Genomic DNA, 14,941 nt, shown 5'->3' on the forward strand with positions numbered 1-14,941 from the left:
TCGATTTTAGGTAGTAAACTAATTTAAGGAGTGATAGAGAGATGGAAACAACCATGAATGAAACGATTCGTCTAGCAGCCGGCGAAGTCACATTTACTTTTTTGAACAGTGGAGATTTGTATCAAGCCACTTCCGGTACAACGATGCTGAATCAGCTGCTTAGCAACCCGATCGATGGGTCTTTGAATAATCTGTACCTGCGTGTATACGGGGAAAATGGGGAGATTCAATCGTTCCCGCTTCTGGGCGTGCATTCTGGCAGCCAGGTATCCACGAGCAAGTCACATGCTGACCGTCAGCTGATCTGGACAGGCAGTGTTCAACCGAAGCATGCAGGACAGGCGATCCAGTATAAAGTTGTATTTACGCTTGCACCGCAAGGAATCTGGTTCTGGGATGTGAAGATTACAGGACAACAGCAGCGTGTCGATGTGGTCTATGGACAAGATGTGGGACTCGCTGATCCGGGCGCGGTGCGCAGTAATGAAGCTTATCTGTCACAATACATTGACCATACGGTATTTGAAGATGAGACAAAAGGGTATGTGGTATGCTCTCGTCAGAATCAGCCGCAGGGCGGCGTTTTCCCTTACATGCAACAAGGCTCCCTAACGAAAGCAGTGGGTTACTCCACGGATGGATTCCAGTTCTTCGGACTGTCTTACAAAGAAACCAATCAACCTGAAAGTCTGAGCCGTCCAACACTGGCTAACGAGACATACCAGTATGAGTTTGCTTATACTGCACTGCAATCCGAGCTACTCGAACTGAACGGTGAGGCACAGGTTGTTTTCTACGGACTGGCGAAGGCTAACCATGCATCGGGTATTACCGCACTGGAGTATGGAGATGAAGTTGCAGCAGCATGGAACGAAGTTCAGGCTCTGAGCGCAGAACAAGGTGAAGTGTTTGAACAGGTGAAACTTTCCTCATCTCTGGGTGAACCACTGGCGGCACTGGATCTGACGCAGGAAGAGATTAACCAGCTGTACCCTGACCGTCATCAGGAAGAACGTAGCGGGGATCAACTGTTATCCTTCTTTACCGAATCTTACGAGCATATCGTTTTGAAAGCCAAAGAACTGCTGGTGGAGCGTCCACACGGACATATCCTCATGAGCGGTGGTAATGTAAAACTTGGAGCGCAGGTTATTACAACTACTTCGTATATGTACGGAATGTTCAACTCGCAGCTTGTAATCGGCAACACCAATTTTAATAAAATGATCAGTAATGCCCGCAATGCTCTGAACGTGCCAAAAACGGCCGGACAACGCATTTATGTAGAGATCGATGGACAATATCGTCTGCTGACGATGCCGTCCCTGTTCGAGATTGGGTTTAACTATGCCCGTTGGATTTACAAAATGGAGTCCGATACACTCATCGTGACGAATTACACAACGACGCATTCTACAGAAGTACGCATGAATGTGCGCTCTGCAAGTGGCAAAGCTTATCGTTACCTGGTGACAAACCAGATTACGATGAACGTGAATGAGTACGAATATCCACTGCACATGACGCAGGATGGTAGCACATTGATTTTCAAAGCGGATTCGAAGTCTCTAAGTGCAGGAACGTATCCTGAGCTGGAGTACCGTATGACGGTTGAAGGTGCCTCTGTACAAGCCGGGGATGAAACACTGCTTGCCAGCGGTGTTCGCAGCGGTGCTGCTTCGCTCGTAACGTTAAGTTTAGAAGAGACTGCGGAATGGACGCTCAAGGTTCAGGGCGTGCTGGAAGGTCAGGCGACTGCTGGTGCTGACACAGCAACTTCTACTCTTTCTTTTGAAGAAGAAGTGCAGGCATACCGTGCGTTCTTTGCGGGTGTCATGAATGGTTTCCGTTTGTCTCGCGGCGAGAGCCAGGATGCGGAGGATTTGTTCAAAGTTAACGCACTTGCTTGGTGGTACACCCACAATATGCTGGTTCACTACTCTGTACCTCACGGTCTGGAGCAGTACGGCGGCGCAGCATGGGGGACACGCGATGTGTGCCAAGGTCCGGTAGAGTATTTCATGGCCACTCAGAAATATGAGCAGGTTCGCGATATCATCAAAATGGTGTACACGCACCAATACGAAGATGATGGCAACTGGCCGCAATGGTTTATGTTTGACAAATACTTTGCGATTCAGCAGGAAGAGAGCCATGGCGATATCATCGTATGGCCGCTGAAAGTGCTGGCAGATTACCTGACTGCAACTCGTGATTATGCGATTCTGGACGAGAAGGTACCTTATACGGTAAAACACAGCTTTGGATTCACAGAAGAGACAGCAACGGTGCTGGAGCACGCGAAAAAAGAGATCGAATACATCCGTGCCCACTTCCTGCACGATACGTTCCTGTCCTCCTACGGAGACGGGGACTGGGATGATACTCTCCAGCCAGCCAATGCACAGCTCAAGCAATACATGGTGAGCAGCTGGACGGTAGCTCTGACATATCAGTCCGTGAACGTGCTGTCACAGGCGTTGAAGTCTAAAGACGAAGCTTTTGCGCAGGAGCTTGCTGAACTCGCACAGGGCATCCGTGAGGACTTCAACCGTTACATGCTGGGCACAGACGTGATTCCAGGCTTTGTGTACATGGAAGAGGCGGATCAGGCGAAGCTGATGCTGCACCCGACGGATACCGAGACAGGCATCCAATATCGTCTGTTGCCAATGACACGCAGCATGATCGGTGAGCTGTTGAACGCAGAGCAGGCTGAAGCGCACTATGCGCTCATTCGTGAGCAGTTCCTCTGCCCGGATGGCGTACGTCTGATGAACCGTCCTGCGCAATACGCAGGCGGCGTGAGCACACACTTCAAACGTGCGGAGCAAGCATCCAACTTCGGACGTGAGATCGGTTTGCAATACGTGCATGCCCACATCCGTTACGTGGAAGCGATGGCGAAACTGGGGAAAACGGATCAAGTGTGGAACGGTCTGGCGATGATCAACCCGGTGGGTATCCGCGAGGTTGTGCCTAACGCGGAGATTCGCCAGGCGAACGCGTACTTCAGTAGTTCAGACGGCAAGTTCAACACCCGCTACGAGGCGCAGGAACATTTTGACCAGCTTCGCAAAGGGACGGTAGAAGTGAAAGGCGGATGGAGAATCTACTCCAGCGGTCCTGGAATCTACATGAACCAACTGATCTCGAATGCACTCGGTATTCGTCAGGAAGGCGGTAATCTGGTCATTGACCCGGTACTGCCAGCTGAGCTGGACGGTATGCAATTCGACTTTGAATATGCAGGCAAGCCGGTGACGTTTATCTATCACCTGAATGAGGGAGCTGTCAGCCGTGTAACGGTGAATGGCCAAGATATTCAAGGGGAGCGTACAGCGAACCGTTATCGTCAAGGCGGGGTATGCATCTCGCTGGATTCGTTCAAAGAAGCAAGCGGTGCGGCTGAGCGTACTGTGGTCGATATTTATATGTAACATAGCCATCTGCTGTACTCCAGCAAGATCGGCAATAAGAGCCAACCTTCTCTCCGAGGGTTGGCTCTTTCCTATATCATGCGTGTTTACGCTGGAGATTGTTGTTAGACAACCGCTATCACAGCGGCACTGCAAGTATGGTGTGCAGCAATTCATTATGTCGTATATGTTTGGTCTCATAGCCCAGATGATTCAGCCGGTAGCACACGTCGTCCAGCAATGGGAAATGGCGCTCGCGAAGCGCTCGCTGCTGTTCTGCATCTCCAGCCGTGGAAGCGAGCTTCTTATAAGCATCACGGTGGGCGGAATCCGCAAACATCAGGTCCGTAAGACAGATTCGGCTTGTGCCGCTGACTTTGAGCACACGCTGGATTTCTTCCAAAGCGAGCTGCTGCTGATCCGGGGCCAGATGATGGAAGGCGAAGCTGGACACAACGAAGTCGAAGGTTTGGTCGGCAAAAGGTAAGGCCAGAAAATTACCAAGCTTCACCTGCATCTGCGGATATTTTTGGCGGCATGTCCGAAGCATTTCCCGGGATTGATCAATCCCGGTCATGACAGCACCCTGATGAAGCAATCTGCCAGCCAGATTGCCTGTCCCAGTGCCAATGTCCAAGCCAGCTTCTCCAGGTACAGGGGAGATCCACTGTACGGTTTGTGCTAAAGCCTCATCATAATTGTGGTACAGGTTGAAGGGCTTGTCTGCTTGTGGCGAAGCTGTCTGAACCCGCTGATCATGGATAGCTGCTTGCTGATCGTAATTCCAGCGGTCATGCCAGTTCTGCCTTGCTTCCCGCAGACGGCGTGCACTGCCTGCCAGATCATGTAGATGGCTGACGTCCAGCGCTCCGTTCTGACGGTTCAGATCGATCATCCGCTGAGTCGTATGCATCATACGTTTCAACTCTACCCATTGGGCGTACATCACAGCTTGCTGCAATTCCAGATATTCTTCCAGTCCCTGCCGATTGCCTTGATCGATCTCGGCGAGCGCATGGGCGATATCCTGCAGCGACATGCCAATCTCGCGAAGCGCTGCAATCGTCTGCAAACGCCAGATATCATTCTCCGTATAGGTGCGGTATCCGTTGCTGACCTGCTTGGCAGGTTGAATTAATCCTTTTTCCTCATAAAAACGAATGGCTCTTGCGGAAATCCCCAGCCGGGAAGCGGCTTCTTTGATATTCAATCCAGTGCACCTCCTTACGGTGTGGAATCTTTATTCACACAAATACAATGCAACAAGTATAAACCATGACGTTACGGCAAGGTGAAGTAATTTTTCGAAGTACACTGTCATCTGATTTTCTTATTATAGATCCGGAAGCCAGAGAGAATGCCTTATGGCATCGGGCAAGTCGTAGTGTGCTCTAATCTTTCACGGTTTGGTCAAACGGAAGCGGAATTTTAGTCCTCCCGGTGGCTATGCTACAATAGATAGCAGAGCAAGATACACGAGAAAAGATAGCAAAATGAGGCGAAATAAATCATATTTGAAAGATGATATACGAAAGGTTGAATCGGCATGCTTACCAGTCATACGTATGATATCCGTCTTTCCGAGATGAAAGATGCGAACCAGTTGATGGAGCTGGATATGCTCGTCTGGAATGCGTCCACATCGCCTGCGCCCATGCAATGGCGATCCAGACAACAGTATTTGCAATATTGTCCCCCAGGCAGTCAGCTCATTGCGGTACAAGAAGATCAGGTATGCGGATACGTGGGCTTCCATCCCCCTACAGGGATGCCAGTGAATCGGCATGTCTATGAAATCCATATTGCTGTTCACCCGGATTTTCGCCGCTCTGGTGTGGCAACAGCTCTAATGAAAGCGATGAAGCAGCACGCGTTGGAGCAGGGCATTCGCAAGCTCAGACTGCGTGTGTTATCGAGCAATCCGGGAGCGGTTGCTTTCTATGAACAATGTGGGTTTGTAACCGAGGGCAGGCTCGTTTCCGAGTTCAGAATCGGTGGCAGGGATGTGGACGATATTTTGATGGCTTATTTTATTGACGTATAGGCTGTTTAAACAGTTAGCTGATGGAATGGGCAAATGAACTTGGCTGAGGAGGAATAAACAATGGATATGGGACTTCGAGGTAAAAAAGCACTGGTGCTGGCCTCCAGCCGAGGCCTGGGCAAAGCCGTTGCGGCACAGCTGGCACTGGAAGGTGCAGATGTGATGTTGGCCAGCCGAAGCGAAGACAAGCTTGCTGCAGTGAAGGAAGAATTAATCTCCCTTGGCGGCGGTGGACGTGTCGAATATGTCGCAACGGATGTAACACGCAAAGAAGACATTACAGCATTGATCGAGAAGACAGCGGAGCAGTTGGGGCAGATCGACATTCTGGTTAACAATTCTGGCGGCCCGCCTTCCGGTACGTTCGAGTCGCTGACCGACGAGGATTGGGAGCGAGCATTTGAACTGAACATGCTTAGTTATGTGAGGCTGATTCGCGGTGTGCTTCCGTATATGAAGTCAAACGGAGGACATATCGTCAACATTGCCTCCACGTCGGTGAAGCAGCCCATTCCGGGTCTGATTTTATCCAATACGTTCCGTACCGGTGTGTTTGGTCTTGCCAAGACGCTTTCTCAGGAGCTTGCACCGTACGGCATTCTCATTAACACGGTATCCCCTGGACGTATCGCGACAGATCGTATTCGTGAACTGGACACGGCGCGGGCAGAACAGAACGGGGTCAGTGAAGATGAGATCGCTGAACAGTTCCGCAAGGAGATTCCACTAGGACGTTACGGTGAGCCGGAGGAGTTCGCCAAAGCCGTCGTATTTCTGTTATCCGGTGCTAACACCTACATAACCGGAACGTCATTAATTGTGGATGGCGGCATGGTGCGTGCACTCTAAAAGGTCGATATGTACCTGATAAATATTAAAGCCCCTCCTTCACCGCTGCTGACAGCGTGGGAAGGAGGGGCTTGGCATGGGAAGCATCCTGTAGGAATGCAGAGCTAAGGAAGATTCCACGTTTGCTCTGTTTATGATCGGTTTATCGTTCTTGGGTTTGCCCGAAAATCCGGCTAGTGACATTGGTGTATCTTTAATATTTCATTAAAGCACTAACTGGTCGACTGGTTGGCTACACAGGGGTATTACTACGTTCAAAGGGGTGTTACGCAGGATCTTTACTAAGATCAGAAGTGCTTGTACCTGCCTGATCTGTCGTACCCGCTTTGTCTGTCTTGTCGTTCTCCGGCAAAGGTTGAACTGGGTTGCCGGACTCGTCTTTCAAACGAGGACCATGGTGATGCTCCGGTCCCCCTGATGGCCGAGTACCGTTGACAAGGTCTGTAATTCGCCCGGATAGGTCGGATACACGCTCATTATATTGAGCCTGTGTCATTTTCCCGTCTTTCAATTCTTGCTGCAGATCGGTTGTTCTATCGGTTACCAATTGCTGAATAAGGGTTTGCACGTTTACCTTCTGGGCAGATGCAATGGCTGCGAGGGTATCCCCTTTTTTGAGTGATGAAGTTAATTCATTGGTGGTCACTCCAAGTAAAGACGCGAGCTTGTCCAGATTGCGATCGACTTCAGGTCCAAAACCTCGTCCAGGCAAACCTTTTCCAGGTACAGGATGTTCTGGTTTTTTCGCGCGTAATGCGGATGGTTTTTCGTTTACGAGTTCACTCACCCGTTCCGTAAGAGCGGCCAAACGTTCATTATATTGGGTTTGTGTGATCTTGGATTCCGTGAGCTGTTGTTGCAACTCTTTCTTTTCCGTGGCTACCAGATTATCAATGAGCGTCTGTGTCCCAACATTCTTTGCTGCAGCAATTTCAGCAAGGGACTGGTCTGCTTTCAGAGCTTCTTTCAATTCATCTTTGGTGATGCCCAGAACAGAGAGTACTTTTTCAGCATGAGGCCCGAACCATGGTCCAAGTCCCCGTTCTGCTTCGCCAGGTGGTTTTAATATATGGGACCCCATCGGGGCGGTGCGTTTATTTTGGAGTGCATCGGATGCTTTCGCCGCAGGGTCTGCATGAACCGCAGTTGTTGCCACCAAGCCCCCGCCAAGTGCAAGTGTTAAAGCTAAAGCGCTGGTTACTTTGACTGCCTTTGATGTTGTGGTTTTCTTCATCCGTGATCATCCTTCTTCCTTGAATAGAGTTTGTGGTTATACAGCCACAACGCTATCTTAGGCACCGAGCATGAAGCAGAGATGAGTTCAACCTTAAGGAGAAGTAAAAAATGGCGTATTAACCACAATTACCCCTCATCTATGGGGCAGGTGCTGTCACAGACGAAGGGCAAGCGGATTAGGGTGATATAGGATGATAAGCTATTTCAGTGTAATCGAGTGTATTTCGAATATACGTATATACTTCGGTTGATCGTGATGTGAATTTGTTTATGAAAATATTATATCAGTCCGTTTATGTCCATTATGTAAGGCTGTGTTATCGCAAAAGTTCCCATTCATGCTGTAACATGCCGTATACCGCATGATTGACATATCCTTTAGGCAGCTTTTCCGCCTGGCGAATGACACCTTCAAGCACAAAGCCGAGGCGTTCCGGAATGGCACGGCTACGTTTGTTGTTGGTGGCACAGCGAATCTCGACCCGATTCAGATCCAGTGTCACGAGGGCATAATCTACAAGGACACGGCAGGCACTGGTCATCAGGCCTTGTCCTTCAAATCCTTTGCCAAGCCAGTATCCGATGCTTACCGAACGGCTCGTCCAGTTGATCTCGTGGAAACCGATGATACCTGCCAGTTCTCCTTTTAACCAGATGCCGGCTGTGAAGCCGCCGTTCTCCGCAGCTTGTTTTAACGCGTTTGTGATAAAGCTCGATGTATGTTCAATGTCGGTCACCTGATCTACCCAAGGCAGCCAATGTCTCAGTTGATCCCGGGAACGGTCTGTCAGTTCAAACAGCGGTTTGGTGTGCTCCATCAAAAGCGGGCGAAGCTCTGTATATTCATCCAATGAATAGGTAAACATGATTGCAACCTTCTTTCTTTATATAATAGGTAGATTAGCGGGGAGACCGGGGCAATTTGCGCTCCAGGGCGAACAGATCCTCTTCCATGGAGGCCATGCGCTGGTTTACCGTTGTGCGTGCGTCACTGAGCGCCTGATTATATATGTAGGGAGCAAGCTGGGTCATAAACAGATCGAGGACGCCCCATGCCGCCAGATCGCCCAATTCTTCGCCGCGTTCCTCTTCAAAATACGACTGGATCGTGCGAATGGCTTCGTCCTGCTGTTCTTTGGTCAGTTTTAGCGCGTTCACTTGGGAAACCCTCCCTTAAAATTAGTTTTACCCATATGCTACATGATTCGTGCGAACTCGTCAAAATGGTATTGGGCCTAACTTGAATCGGGTGGCGTATGCGTATGATCCCGATTTTGATGCTGTTATTTATTGAACTCCTTCCCCGTAAAAGGTATATTTAAATGAAACGCGTACGAAACTTTCCATGAAAGAAGATATTTTCAGGAAATGGTTTCGTCATTAAGGAATTTTACCCGGAATTGCTGTACTATTGTACTTTTTGCAAGCTCCAATCCATTCATGAAAGGTTTGATAACTGTGGACAACCGATTCACAACCCCACCTAACTTTATTAAAAATATCATTACCGAAGACCTCCGGTCGGGCAAAGTCCAGGAAGTTATTACCCGTTTTCCACCGGAACCGAACGGTTATCTGCATATTGGTCACGCGAAGGCGATCTGGATTAACTTTACGCTGGGCGGCGAGTTCGGCGGCAAGACAAACCTGCGCTTTGATGACACGAACCCGGTGAAGGAAGACGTGGAGTACGTGAACTCCATCCAGGAAGACGTGAAATGGCTCGGATACGAGTGGAACGAGAAACGTTTTGCCTCGGATTATTTCGATGAGATGTACAACCGTGCGGTCTTGCTTATTGAAAAAGGTAAAGCCTATGTCGACGACCAAAGCGCCGACGAAATCCGTCAAATGCGCGGAACGCTAACCGAGCCGGGCAAAAACAGCCCGTACCGCGAGCGTTCGGTAGAAGAGAATCTCGACCTGTTCACACGTATGCGTGCAGGCGAATTCAAGAACGGGGAAAAGGTGCTGCGCGCCAAGATTGATATGGCTTCGCCTAACATCAACCTGCGTGATCCGGTCATCTACCGTATCTCTCACGCACACCACCATAATACGGGCGACAAATGGTGCATCTATCCAATGTACGCTTTTGCACATCCGCTTGAAGATGCCATTGAAGGCGTAACTCACTCCCTGTGTTCCCTGGAGTTTGAGGATCAACGTCCGTTCTATGATTGGGTTATCGCGGAATGTGAGATGGAAAGCCAGCCGCATCAATACGAATTTGGCCGCCTGAACTTGTCCCAGATGGTAACGAGCAAACGTAAACTGAAACTGCTTGTGGATGAGGGCCACGTGGATGGCTGGGATGATCCGCGCATGCCAACGATCTCGGGTCTGCGTCGCCGGGGTTACACACCGGAAGCGATTCGTGATTTTGTATTCGAAACAGGCATTTCCAAGAGCCAAGGCGTGATCGATCTGCAAACGCTGGAGCACTTTGTTCGTGAGGATCTGAAACTGAAAGCTCCGCGCACGATGGCAGTGCTGCATCCGCTCAAAGTGGTCATCACCAACTATCCTGAGGGACAAGTGGAGTGGCTGGAAGCCGAAAATAACGTGGAAAATCCGGAGATGGGCAACCGCCAAATTCCGTTCTCCCGCGAGATTTATATCGAGCAAGATGACTTTATGGAAAATCCGCCGAACAAATACTTCCGTTTGTTCCCTGGCAACGAAGTTCGTTTGAAACATGCCTATTTCATTAAATGTAATGACGTGATCAAGGATGCGGACGGCAATGTTGTTGAGATCCATTGCACCTATGATGTAGAAACAAAAAGTGGCAGCGGCTTTACGGGGCGTAAAGTGAAAGGTACGATTCACTGGGTAGAGGCAACTCAAGCGGTACCCGCAGAATTCCGTTTGTACGAGCCGTTGATTTCGGCAGAAGCACCGGAAGCAGAAGCGGAGGCCGAGGTGGTTGCCGCTGTAGCAGGGGCTGAGATTGAGGCCGATGTGACTGGCGCTGGAGCAGAGACGTTCGAGCAACCGGAAAAAACATTCCTGGATCAGCTGAACCCGAACTCGCTGGAGATCGTTCACGGCTTCGTGGAGCAGGAGATGAAAGAAGCTAAGCCTCAGGACAAGTTCCAATTTTTCCGCCACGGCTACTTCAGTGTTGATCCGAAGCACTCGGAACCAGGCCGTCCGGTGTTCAACCGTGTCGTATCGCTGAAAAGCTCATTCCAATTGCCGAAGGCATAAGGTAGATACGCGAGGGTACGAGGATCGGGTAGACATACGAAAGTGTGAGAGACGCACAAGAGCATGAGATAGACGTATAAGAGCATGAGATAGATGGAAATAGTAGCATGAGACAGAGCTGGTGGGTGAACCCACGTTAACCATGACGTTAATTCACCCGTCGAATGCTTGAAGGGTTTGGTTAGAGCACGAAGTTTCAAGACTGCCAAGCTGCAAAAGGCATTAAAAAGGGGCGTTCCTTCATCCTTAAGATGACGGGACGCCCTTCTTTGTTTTTTGATATAGCGGGGATGTCTTCCTTGGTAGTATGGATACTACTCTAACGATCACAGGGAACGCTATTTGCCTACTATTCGGCACTTCTGAATTCTAACGATCCGTACGGAGCTTATTTCCTGAAAATGTAGTTTTTTCACCCTGTTTTCCCCGGTTTGAATGGAAATAAGGCTTCTGGTGATCGTTAGAATATGAAATGACTAAAAATCGCATAAATAAGCTTCGTGGTGATCGTTAGCGGTTAGCCGCGAGAGTTACCACTAATTTTTACAGGAATGCTCGGTTTTCCGCAGGGACCAAAACGCTAGAACGGGAAGCTTCTTTTGTTCAATGACTTCTCAACTACATCCTCCATCTACTTACTTCATCTACTTACCTCAACTGCTTCCTCCAACTACTTACTTTATCCAGTTACCTCATCCAATTACTTCATCTACTGAACTCATGTTGCTCGTACTGCATGCAATTCCCAGCACACAGTGCTCTGCTTCATGCGAGGGTGGTCAGCCACATCCCCACTTACTTGTCTTCATCCATATTGCCCATCTCGGTCAGCACTGTTGGCTGGTATCCATTACGACGGTTCCACAGCCACATAATAGCAAAGCCCGCTGCGCCGATGAGGGAAAAGAAGACACCAATGCTGTACATCACCTCTGCGCCGAAGCTCTGGAATAGCCAGCCGCCAAACAGACCGGCAATGACGCCGGATAGACCGCCCCATGCCATCGTATACACCGCTTGCCCGGAGGAGCGATAGGGTCTTGGAATAAACAGCATTGTCAGTTGTGTGCCCACATAGAAATAACCGCCGAAGGTGACCGAGTGCATGAGCTGAATAAAGACAACCTCCATCGGGTTGTTAGCGAGCGCCATGAGCTGCCAGCGAAGGGCAAACAGCAGACTAATCAGAATCAGAGAGCCCAGCAGTATACTCATTTTGCGTTTCAGTAACCGATCCAGCAACAGGAACACACCCACTTCAAGAATAGAGGATGTGAAAATGGCCCAGCCGACCATCTGTTTGTCGCCGCCCATCTCTACGATATAAAGAGACATAAATGTACTGTTCATGGCATTGGGGACCGAAACGAGCACACCAAGACCGATAAAAATCATGAAATACGGATTGAACATCACTTTGCCGAACCGCCGGAACGTCACGATCGGGGTATCGGAAGCAATGGGCTGCCTTGGCAAGAGTACAGAAAATATAAACGCTACAGCAATCATACATGCAAAAATAATGGATACACTGCTCACGCCAAAACGGTCAATAACCGGCCCGGCAGCAACTGCAGTCAGCGCCCAACCCAGAGAGCCCCAGAGCCGAAATGATCCGAACTTCTGACCTGTACCGTCGATATAACCGAGAATCAGACTGTTGGTCTGAGCAAATAACGGACTTTGGAAAAAATAAAAGAAAATCATGGCTACATAGATCCAGGCATATGAGGGCGCGTAAAATACACCCTGTGCAAGCACAAAGGTGCCTCCCATCATCATCATTAGCACAATGCGGATATTGCGCGACTTATCGCTCCAGAACCCCCAGAACGGATTGGCAAACAGAGATACAAAAGGACCGATGGCCATGAGGCTGCCGATCTCCAGTTTGGTCATACCAATCTCTTGAAGATAGAGCTGCAGGAATCCGGCAAAGATCGAAATGGCTCCGTAGATGAAAAAGTTATATAGTTTCAGAGAGGTCAGCGACGAGGTGCCTCTCACAGGTGCAAATCTGTCCAAATGAGCCATTCCTTTCCGAATCGAATCATATTGTTCAATGTATCATTTGTTGAAAGGGGATTCAACGTATAGAATATATGAATTAAAGGTGTATCCTAACCCAGAACGAATGCAACGAAACGTATGTATGGATCTGTGCTCTATGAGTTCCGTATAAATTTAGAGTGATATATAAATCAGGTTCTTACGGGAAAAGGAGAGTGCTATGGACGCTAAAAAATGGACAGGCATTATATTGGCCGGCGGACAGTCTAACCGAATGGGAGCGAACAAAGCACTGCTCGAACTGAATGGTTCAGCCGTGTTAACTCATATAAGTAATGCGATCAGGCCCGCCGTATCCCGAATTATAGTGGCAACAGGTTTGGACGAAGCCATCTACAACGCACTGGGGGATGAGGATTTCGAATGCGTAAAGGATGTTTACCCGGGCAAGGGGCCACTTGCTGGTCTCCACGCAGCACTCAGTGCCTCCCGCACAGAGTGGAATCTGGTTAGTGCCTGCGATATGCCGCTTCTGCAAACCTCTTTTTTCAGTGGAATGAAGATACTCACAGAGCAGTATTCTACAAGCAACGCCATCGTTCCGCGAATAGAAGGACGCATTCATCCCCTTGCAGGGGTTTACCACAGGCGTGTACTTCCCGAGCTGGAGCAGTGTCTTATTCATGATCGGTTGCGTGTCATTCGCTGGCTGGAAGAGATCGGTTGCCATTTTGCCGAAATAAACGAACTGGAGCACGTGGGTATTGGTCATGCCGCACTACAATTGAGCAATATGAATACTCCCGATGAATTCGAAAATATACGATTTCGTCTTCAGCGCTCCGAGTTTTCTTCTGAACGTTGAGCAACGGGATTCCGGCTATTCTCTGCATGTTGATTTCGATAGAGAAGAGGGCTTTGGCCTGTCCAGCGTTTGAATTGTCTGCTGAAATGAGACAAATGGGTGTAACCCAGTTTTATGGCAATCTCCCCAAGCGAAAGATCAGGTTGCTCGATCAGCATCTTGGCCTCCTGTAGTTTCAGGCTGGACAGGTAGGCTCGCGGAGAATGACCAAATACTTTGCGGAAAACCTGTAGACCATATCCTGGACTGATGCCAAACGATGCAATGACCTGCTCGACTTTGACCGAAGAAACATTGCCATCCCGTGATCGTAACTGGGCATGGAAGGCCTGTTTGATCGCTTCGGCGATCGCTCCTGCGTAATGCATGGCTGTCGGAGCAGGAGCATGAGCAGCATCAACCGGAATGGTGGATTCCGGGACATTCTCCGCTGCCTGAGATAACAGCGCAAACAGTTCAAACATCCGTGCTTGCATGAGTAATTTGTCTGTGGACGAATAAGCCTCGGCCATATTAATCATGCTCATCCAGCTTTCAAGCACGGCTCTTATTTTCATATTATCTCCCGTACCGGCGGCATAGATTCTGCTACGCTGGGACATGAGTTTTAGGGTGAATACCGGATCATCCACGTTAAAATGTGCGCTAAAATAGGTCATGCCTTCCGCGGAGATGCACGCATTGGTATGTTTGAATCCCGGCGGAATGAGCAGAATAGAGCCCTCGTCCACCGTATACGTGTAGCCATGAATTACACTCTCCTGCGTCCCTTGAATGATCAGAATGATCTCAAAGCCCGGATGTGTCTCCTCAGGCATGGCCCACCCATGGGGAACTTGCTGGCTATGAGCGCCATAGAATTTAATGTTACAATCGATAATCGGAAGCCAGTGTGCCAGCGTATGGTAGGGCATCTCTCGAAGCTGCGAACGGTTATCCATGACATTCACCTCGGAAAAGGGTAAAAAATACTCGCCTTGTGCCATCGGCACTATGCATGTACTTCATTATAATCAGTTTAACGCAAACATCCTAATATCAACGGATATCCTGATAATATCAACAGACACTGTACAAACGACATAGCGATACTAACATTAATGTAAACGCTAACATTAATGGCGGGAACGTGTCAAATTTCCAATAACGTTATACAAGTTAAACAACTCATTTGCACAGAAACGGAGAGGACAGAAAAAACCTGGAGAAGCGAAGCGGTCGCTTACAAGCTTTCTGAAAGAAAGCTACTTCGAAAGCATACGCTTATCACCGGATTTTACCCTTGAGAAAGTGGAATAAAAAAAT

At 49.1% G+C, this 14,941-nt stretch carries 11 protein-coding genes; 5 read left to right on the plus strand and 6 right to left on the minus strand.

Going from position 1 to position 14,941, the window contains the following annotated elements:
• The first annotated feature begins 41 nt into the window (after positions 1 to 41).
• Positions 42 to 3,440, plus strand: coding sequence for a GH36-type glycosyl hydrolase domain-containing protein (locus FS818_RS20850; RefSeq protein WP_145334336.1), 3,399 nt, complete (start codon positions 42 to 44; stop codon positions 3,438 to 3,440).
• 118 nt (positions 3,441 to 3,558) lie between these two features.
• Here the strand turns inward: FS818_RS20850 and FS818_RS20855 are convergent, their stop codons facing one another.
• Positions 3,559 to 4,629 carry a methyltransferase domain-containing protein gene (locus FS818_RS20855; protein WP_145334338.1) on the minus strand — a complete coding sequence of 357 codons (1,071 nt, stop codon included), beginning with the start codon at positions 4,627 to 4,629 and terminating at the stop codon, positions 3,559 to 3,561.
• Between the two features lie 336 nt (positions 4,630 to 4,965).
• On the opposite strand from FS818_RS20855, the gene FS818_RS20860 reads away from it, so the two are divergent.
• Entirely contained in the window at positions 4,966 to 5,463 is a 498-nt protein-coding gene (locus FS818_RS20860; RefSeq protein ID WP_145334340.1) for a GNAT family N-acetyltransferase, read from the plus strand.
• Between the two features lie 60 nt (positions 5,464 to 5,523).
• A complete protein-coding gene (locus FS818_RS20865) occupies positions 5,524 to 6,312 on the plus strand; it encodes an SDR family oxidoreductase (protein ID WP_145334342.1) in 789 nt (262 codons plus the stop codon).
• A gap of 265 nt (positions 6,313 to 6,577) precedes the next feature.
• Here FS818_RS20865 and FS818_RS20870 read toward each other — a convergent pair whose 3' ends face one another.
• The 3 genes from FS818_RS20870 to FS818_RS20880 form a co-directional block, all read right to left on the minus strand.
• Positions 6,578 to 7,546, minus strand: a complete 969-nt coding sequence (locus FS818_RS20870) for a LysM peptidoglycan-binding domain-containing protein (protein ID WP_145334344.1) — start codon at positions 7,544 to 7,546, stop codon at positions 6,578 to 6,580.
• Positions 7,547 to 7,865: 319 nt separating this feature from the next.
• Positions 7,866 to 8,414 carry a GNAT family N-acetyltransferase gene (locus FS818_RS20875; protein WP_090924183.1) on the minus strand — a complete coding sequence of 183 codons (549 nt, stop codon included), beginning with the start codon at positions 8,412 to 8,414 and terminating at the stop codon, positions 7,866 to 7,868.
• Positions 8,415 to 8,448: 34 nt separating this feature from the next.
• Positions 8,449 to 8,706 (minus strand): DUF2164 domain-containing protein, encoded by a 258-nt coding sequence (locus tag FS818_RS20880; RefSeq protein WP_145334346.1) that lies wholly within the window; start codon positions 8,704 to 8,706, stop codon positions 8,449 to 8,451.
• A gap of 282 nt (positions 8,707 to 8,988) precedes the next feature.
• Between FS818_RS20880 and FS818_RS20885 the strand changes: the two genes are divergently transcribed.
• Positions 8,989 to 10,761, plus strand: coding sequence for a glutamine--tRNA ligase/YqeY domain fusion protein (locus tag FS818_RS20885; RefSeq protein ID WP_145334348.1), 1,773 nt, complete (start codon positions 8,989 to 8,991; stop codon positions 10,759 to 10,761).
• A 795-nt stretch (positions 10,762 to 11,556) separates the two neighbouring features.
• Here the strand turns inward: FS818_RS20885 and FS818_RS20890 are convergent.
• Positions 11,557 to 12,795 carry an MFS transporter gene (locus FS818_RS20890; RefSeq protein ID WP_145334350.1) on the minus strand — a complete coding sequence of 413 codons (1,239 nt, stop codon included), beginning with the start codon at positions 12,793 to 12,795 and terminating at the stop codon, positions 11,557 to 11,559.
• Positions 12,796 to 12,991: 196 nt separating this feature from the next.
• On the opposite strand from FS818_RS20890, the gene mobA reads away from it, so the two are divergent.
• On the plus strand, positions 12,992 to 13,636 hold the full coding sequence (gene mobA, locus FS818_RS20895; RefSeq protein ID WP_145334352.1) for a molybdenum cofactor guanylyltransferase: 645 nt from the start codon (positions 12,992 to 12,994) through the stop codon (positions 13,634 to 13,636).
• Here the strand turns inward: mobA and FS818_RS20900 are convergent.
• Positions 13,606 to 14,622, minus strand: a complete 1,017-nt coding sequence (locus tag FS818_RS20900) for an AraC family transcriptional regulator (RefSeq protein WP_313960482.1) — start codon at positions 14,620 to 14,622, stop codon at positions 13,606 to 13,608. The genes mobA and FS818_RS20900 overlap by 31 nt on opposite strands.
• Positions 14,623 to 14,941 lie beyond the last annotated feature (319 nt).

It is taken from the genome of Paenibacillus xylanexedens (genome assembly GCF_007680605.1).
Lineage (GTDB): Bacteria > Bacillota > Bacilli > Paenibacillales > Paenibacillaceae > Paenibacillus > Paenibacillus xylanexedens_B.

Excerpts from the sequence above, each read along its gene's own strand:
- FS818_RS20850 (WP_145334336.1), top strand. The coding sequence starts at position 42 with ATGGAAACAACCATGAATGAAACGATTCGTCTAGCAGCCGGCGAAGTC.
- FS818_RS20860 (WP_145334340.1), top strand. The coding sequence starts at position 4,966 with ATGCTTACCAGTCATACGTATGATATCCGTCTTTCCGAGATGAAAGAT.
- FS818_RS20865 (WP_145334342.1), top strand. The coding sequence starts at position 5,524 with ATGGATATGGGACTTCGAGGTAAAAAAGCACTGGTGCTGGCCTCCAGC.
- FS818_RS20870 (WP_145334344.1), bottom strand. The coding sequence starts at position 7,546 with ATGAAGAAAACCACAACATCAAAGGCAGTCAAAGTAACCAGCGCTTTA.
- FS818_RS20875 (WP_090924183.1), bottom strand. The coding sequence starts at position 8,414 with ATGTTTACCTATTCATTGGATGAATATACAGAGCTTCGCCCGCTTTTG.
- FS818_RS20885 (WP_145334348.1), top strand. The coding sequence starts at position 8,989 with ATGAAAGGTTTGATAACTGTGGACAACCGATTCACAACCCCACCTAAC.
- FS818_RS20890 (WP_145334350.1), bottom strand. The coding sequence starts at position 12,795 with ATGGCTCATTTGGACAGATTTGCACCTGTGAGAGGCACCTCGTCGCTG.
- mobA (WP_145334352.1), top strand. The coding sequence starts at position 12,992 with ATGGACGCTAAAAAATGGACAGGCATTATATTGGCCGGCGGACAGTCT.
- FS818_RS20900 (WP_313960482.1), bottom strand. The coding sequence starts at position 14,622 with ATGGCACAAGGCGAGTATTTTTTACCCTTTTCCGAGGTGAATGTCATG.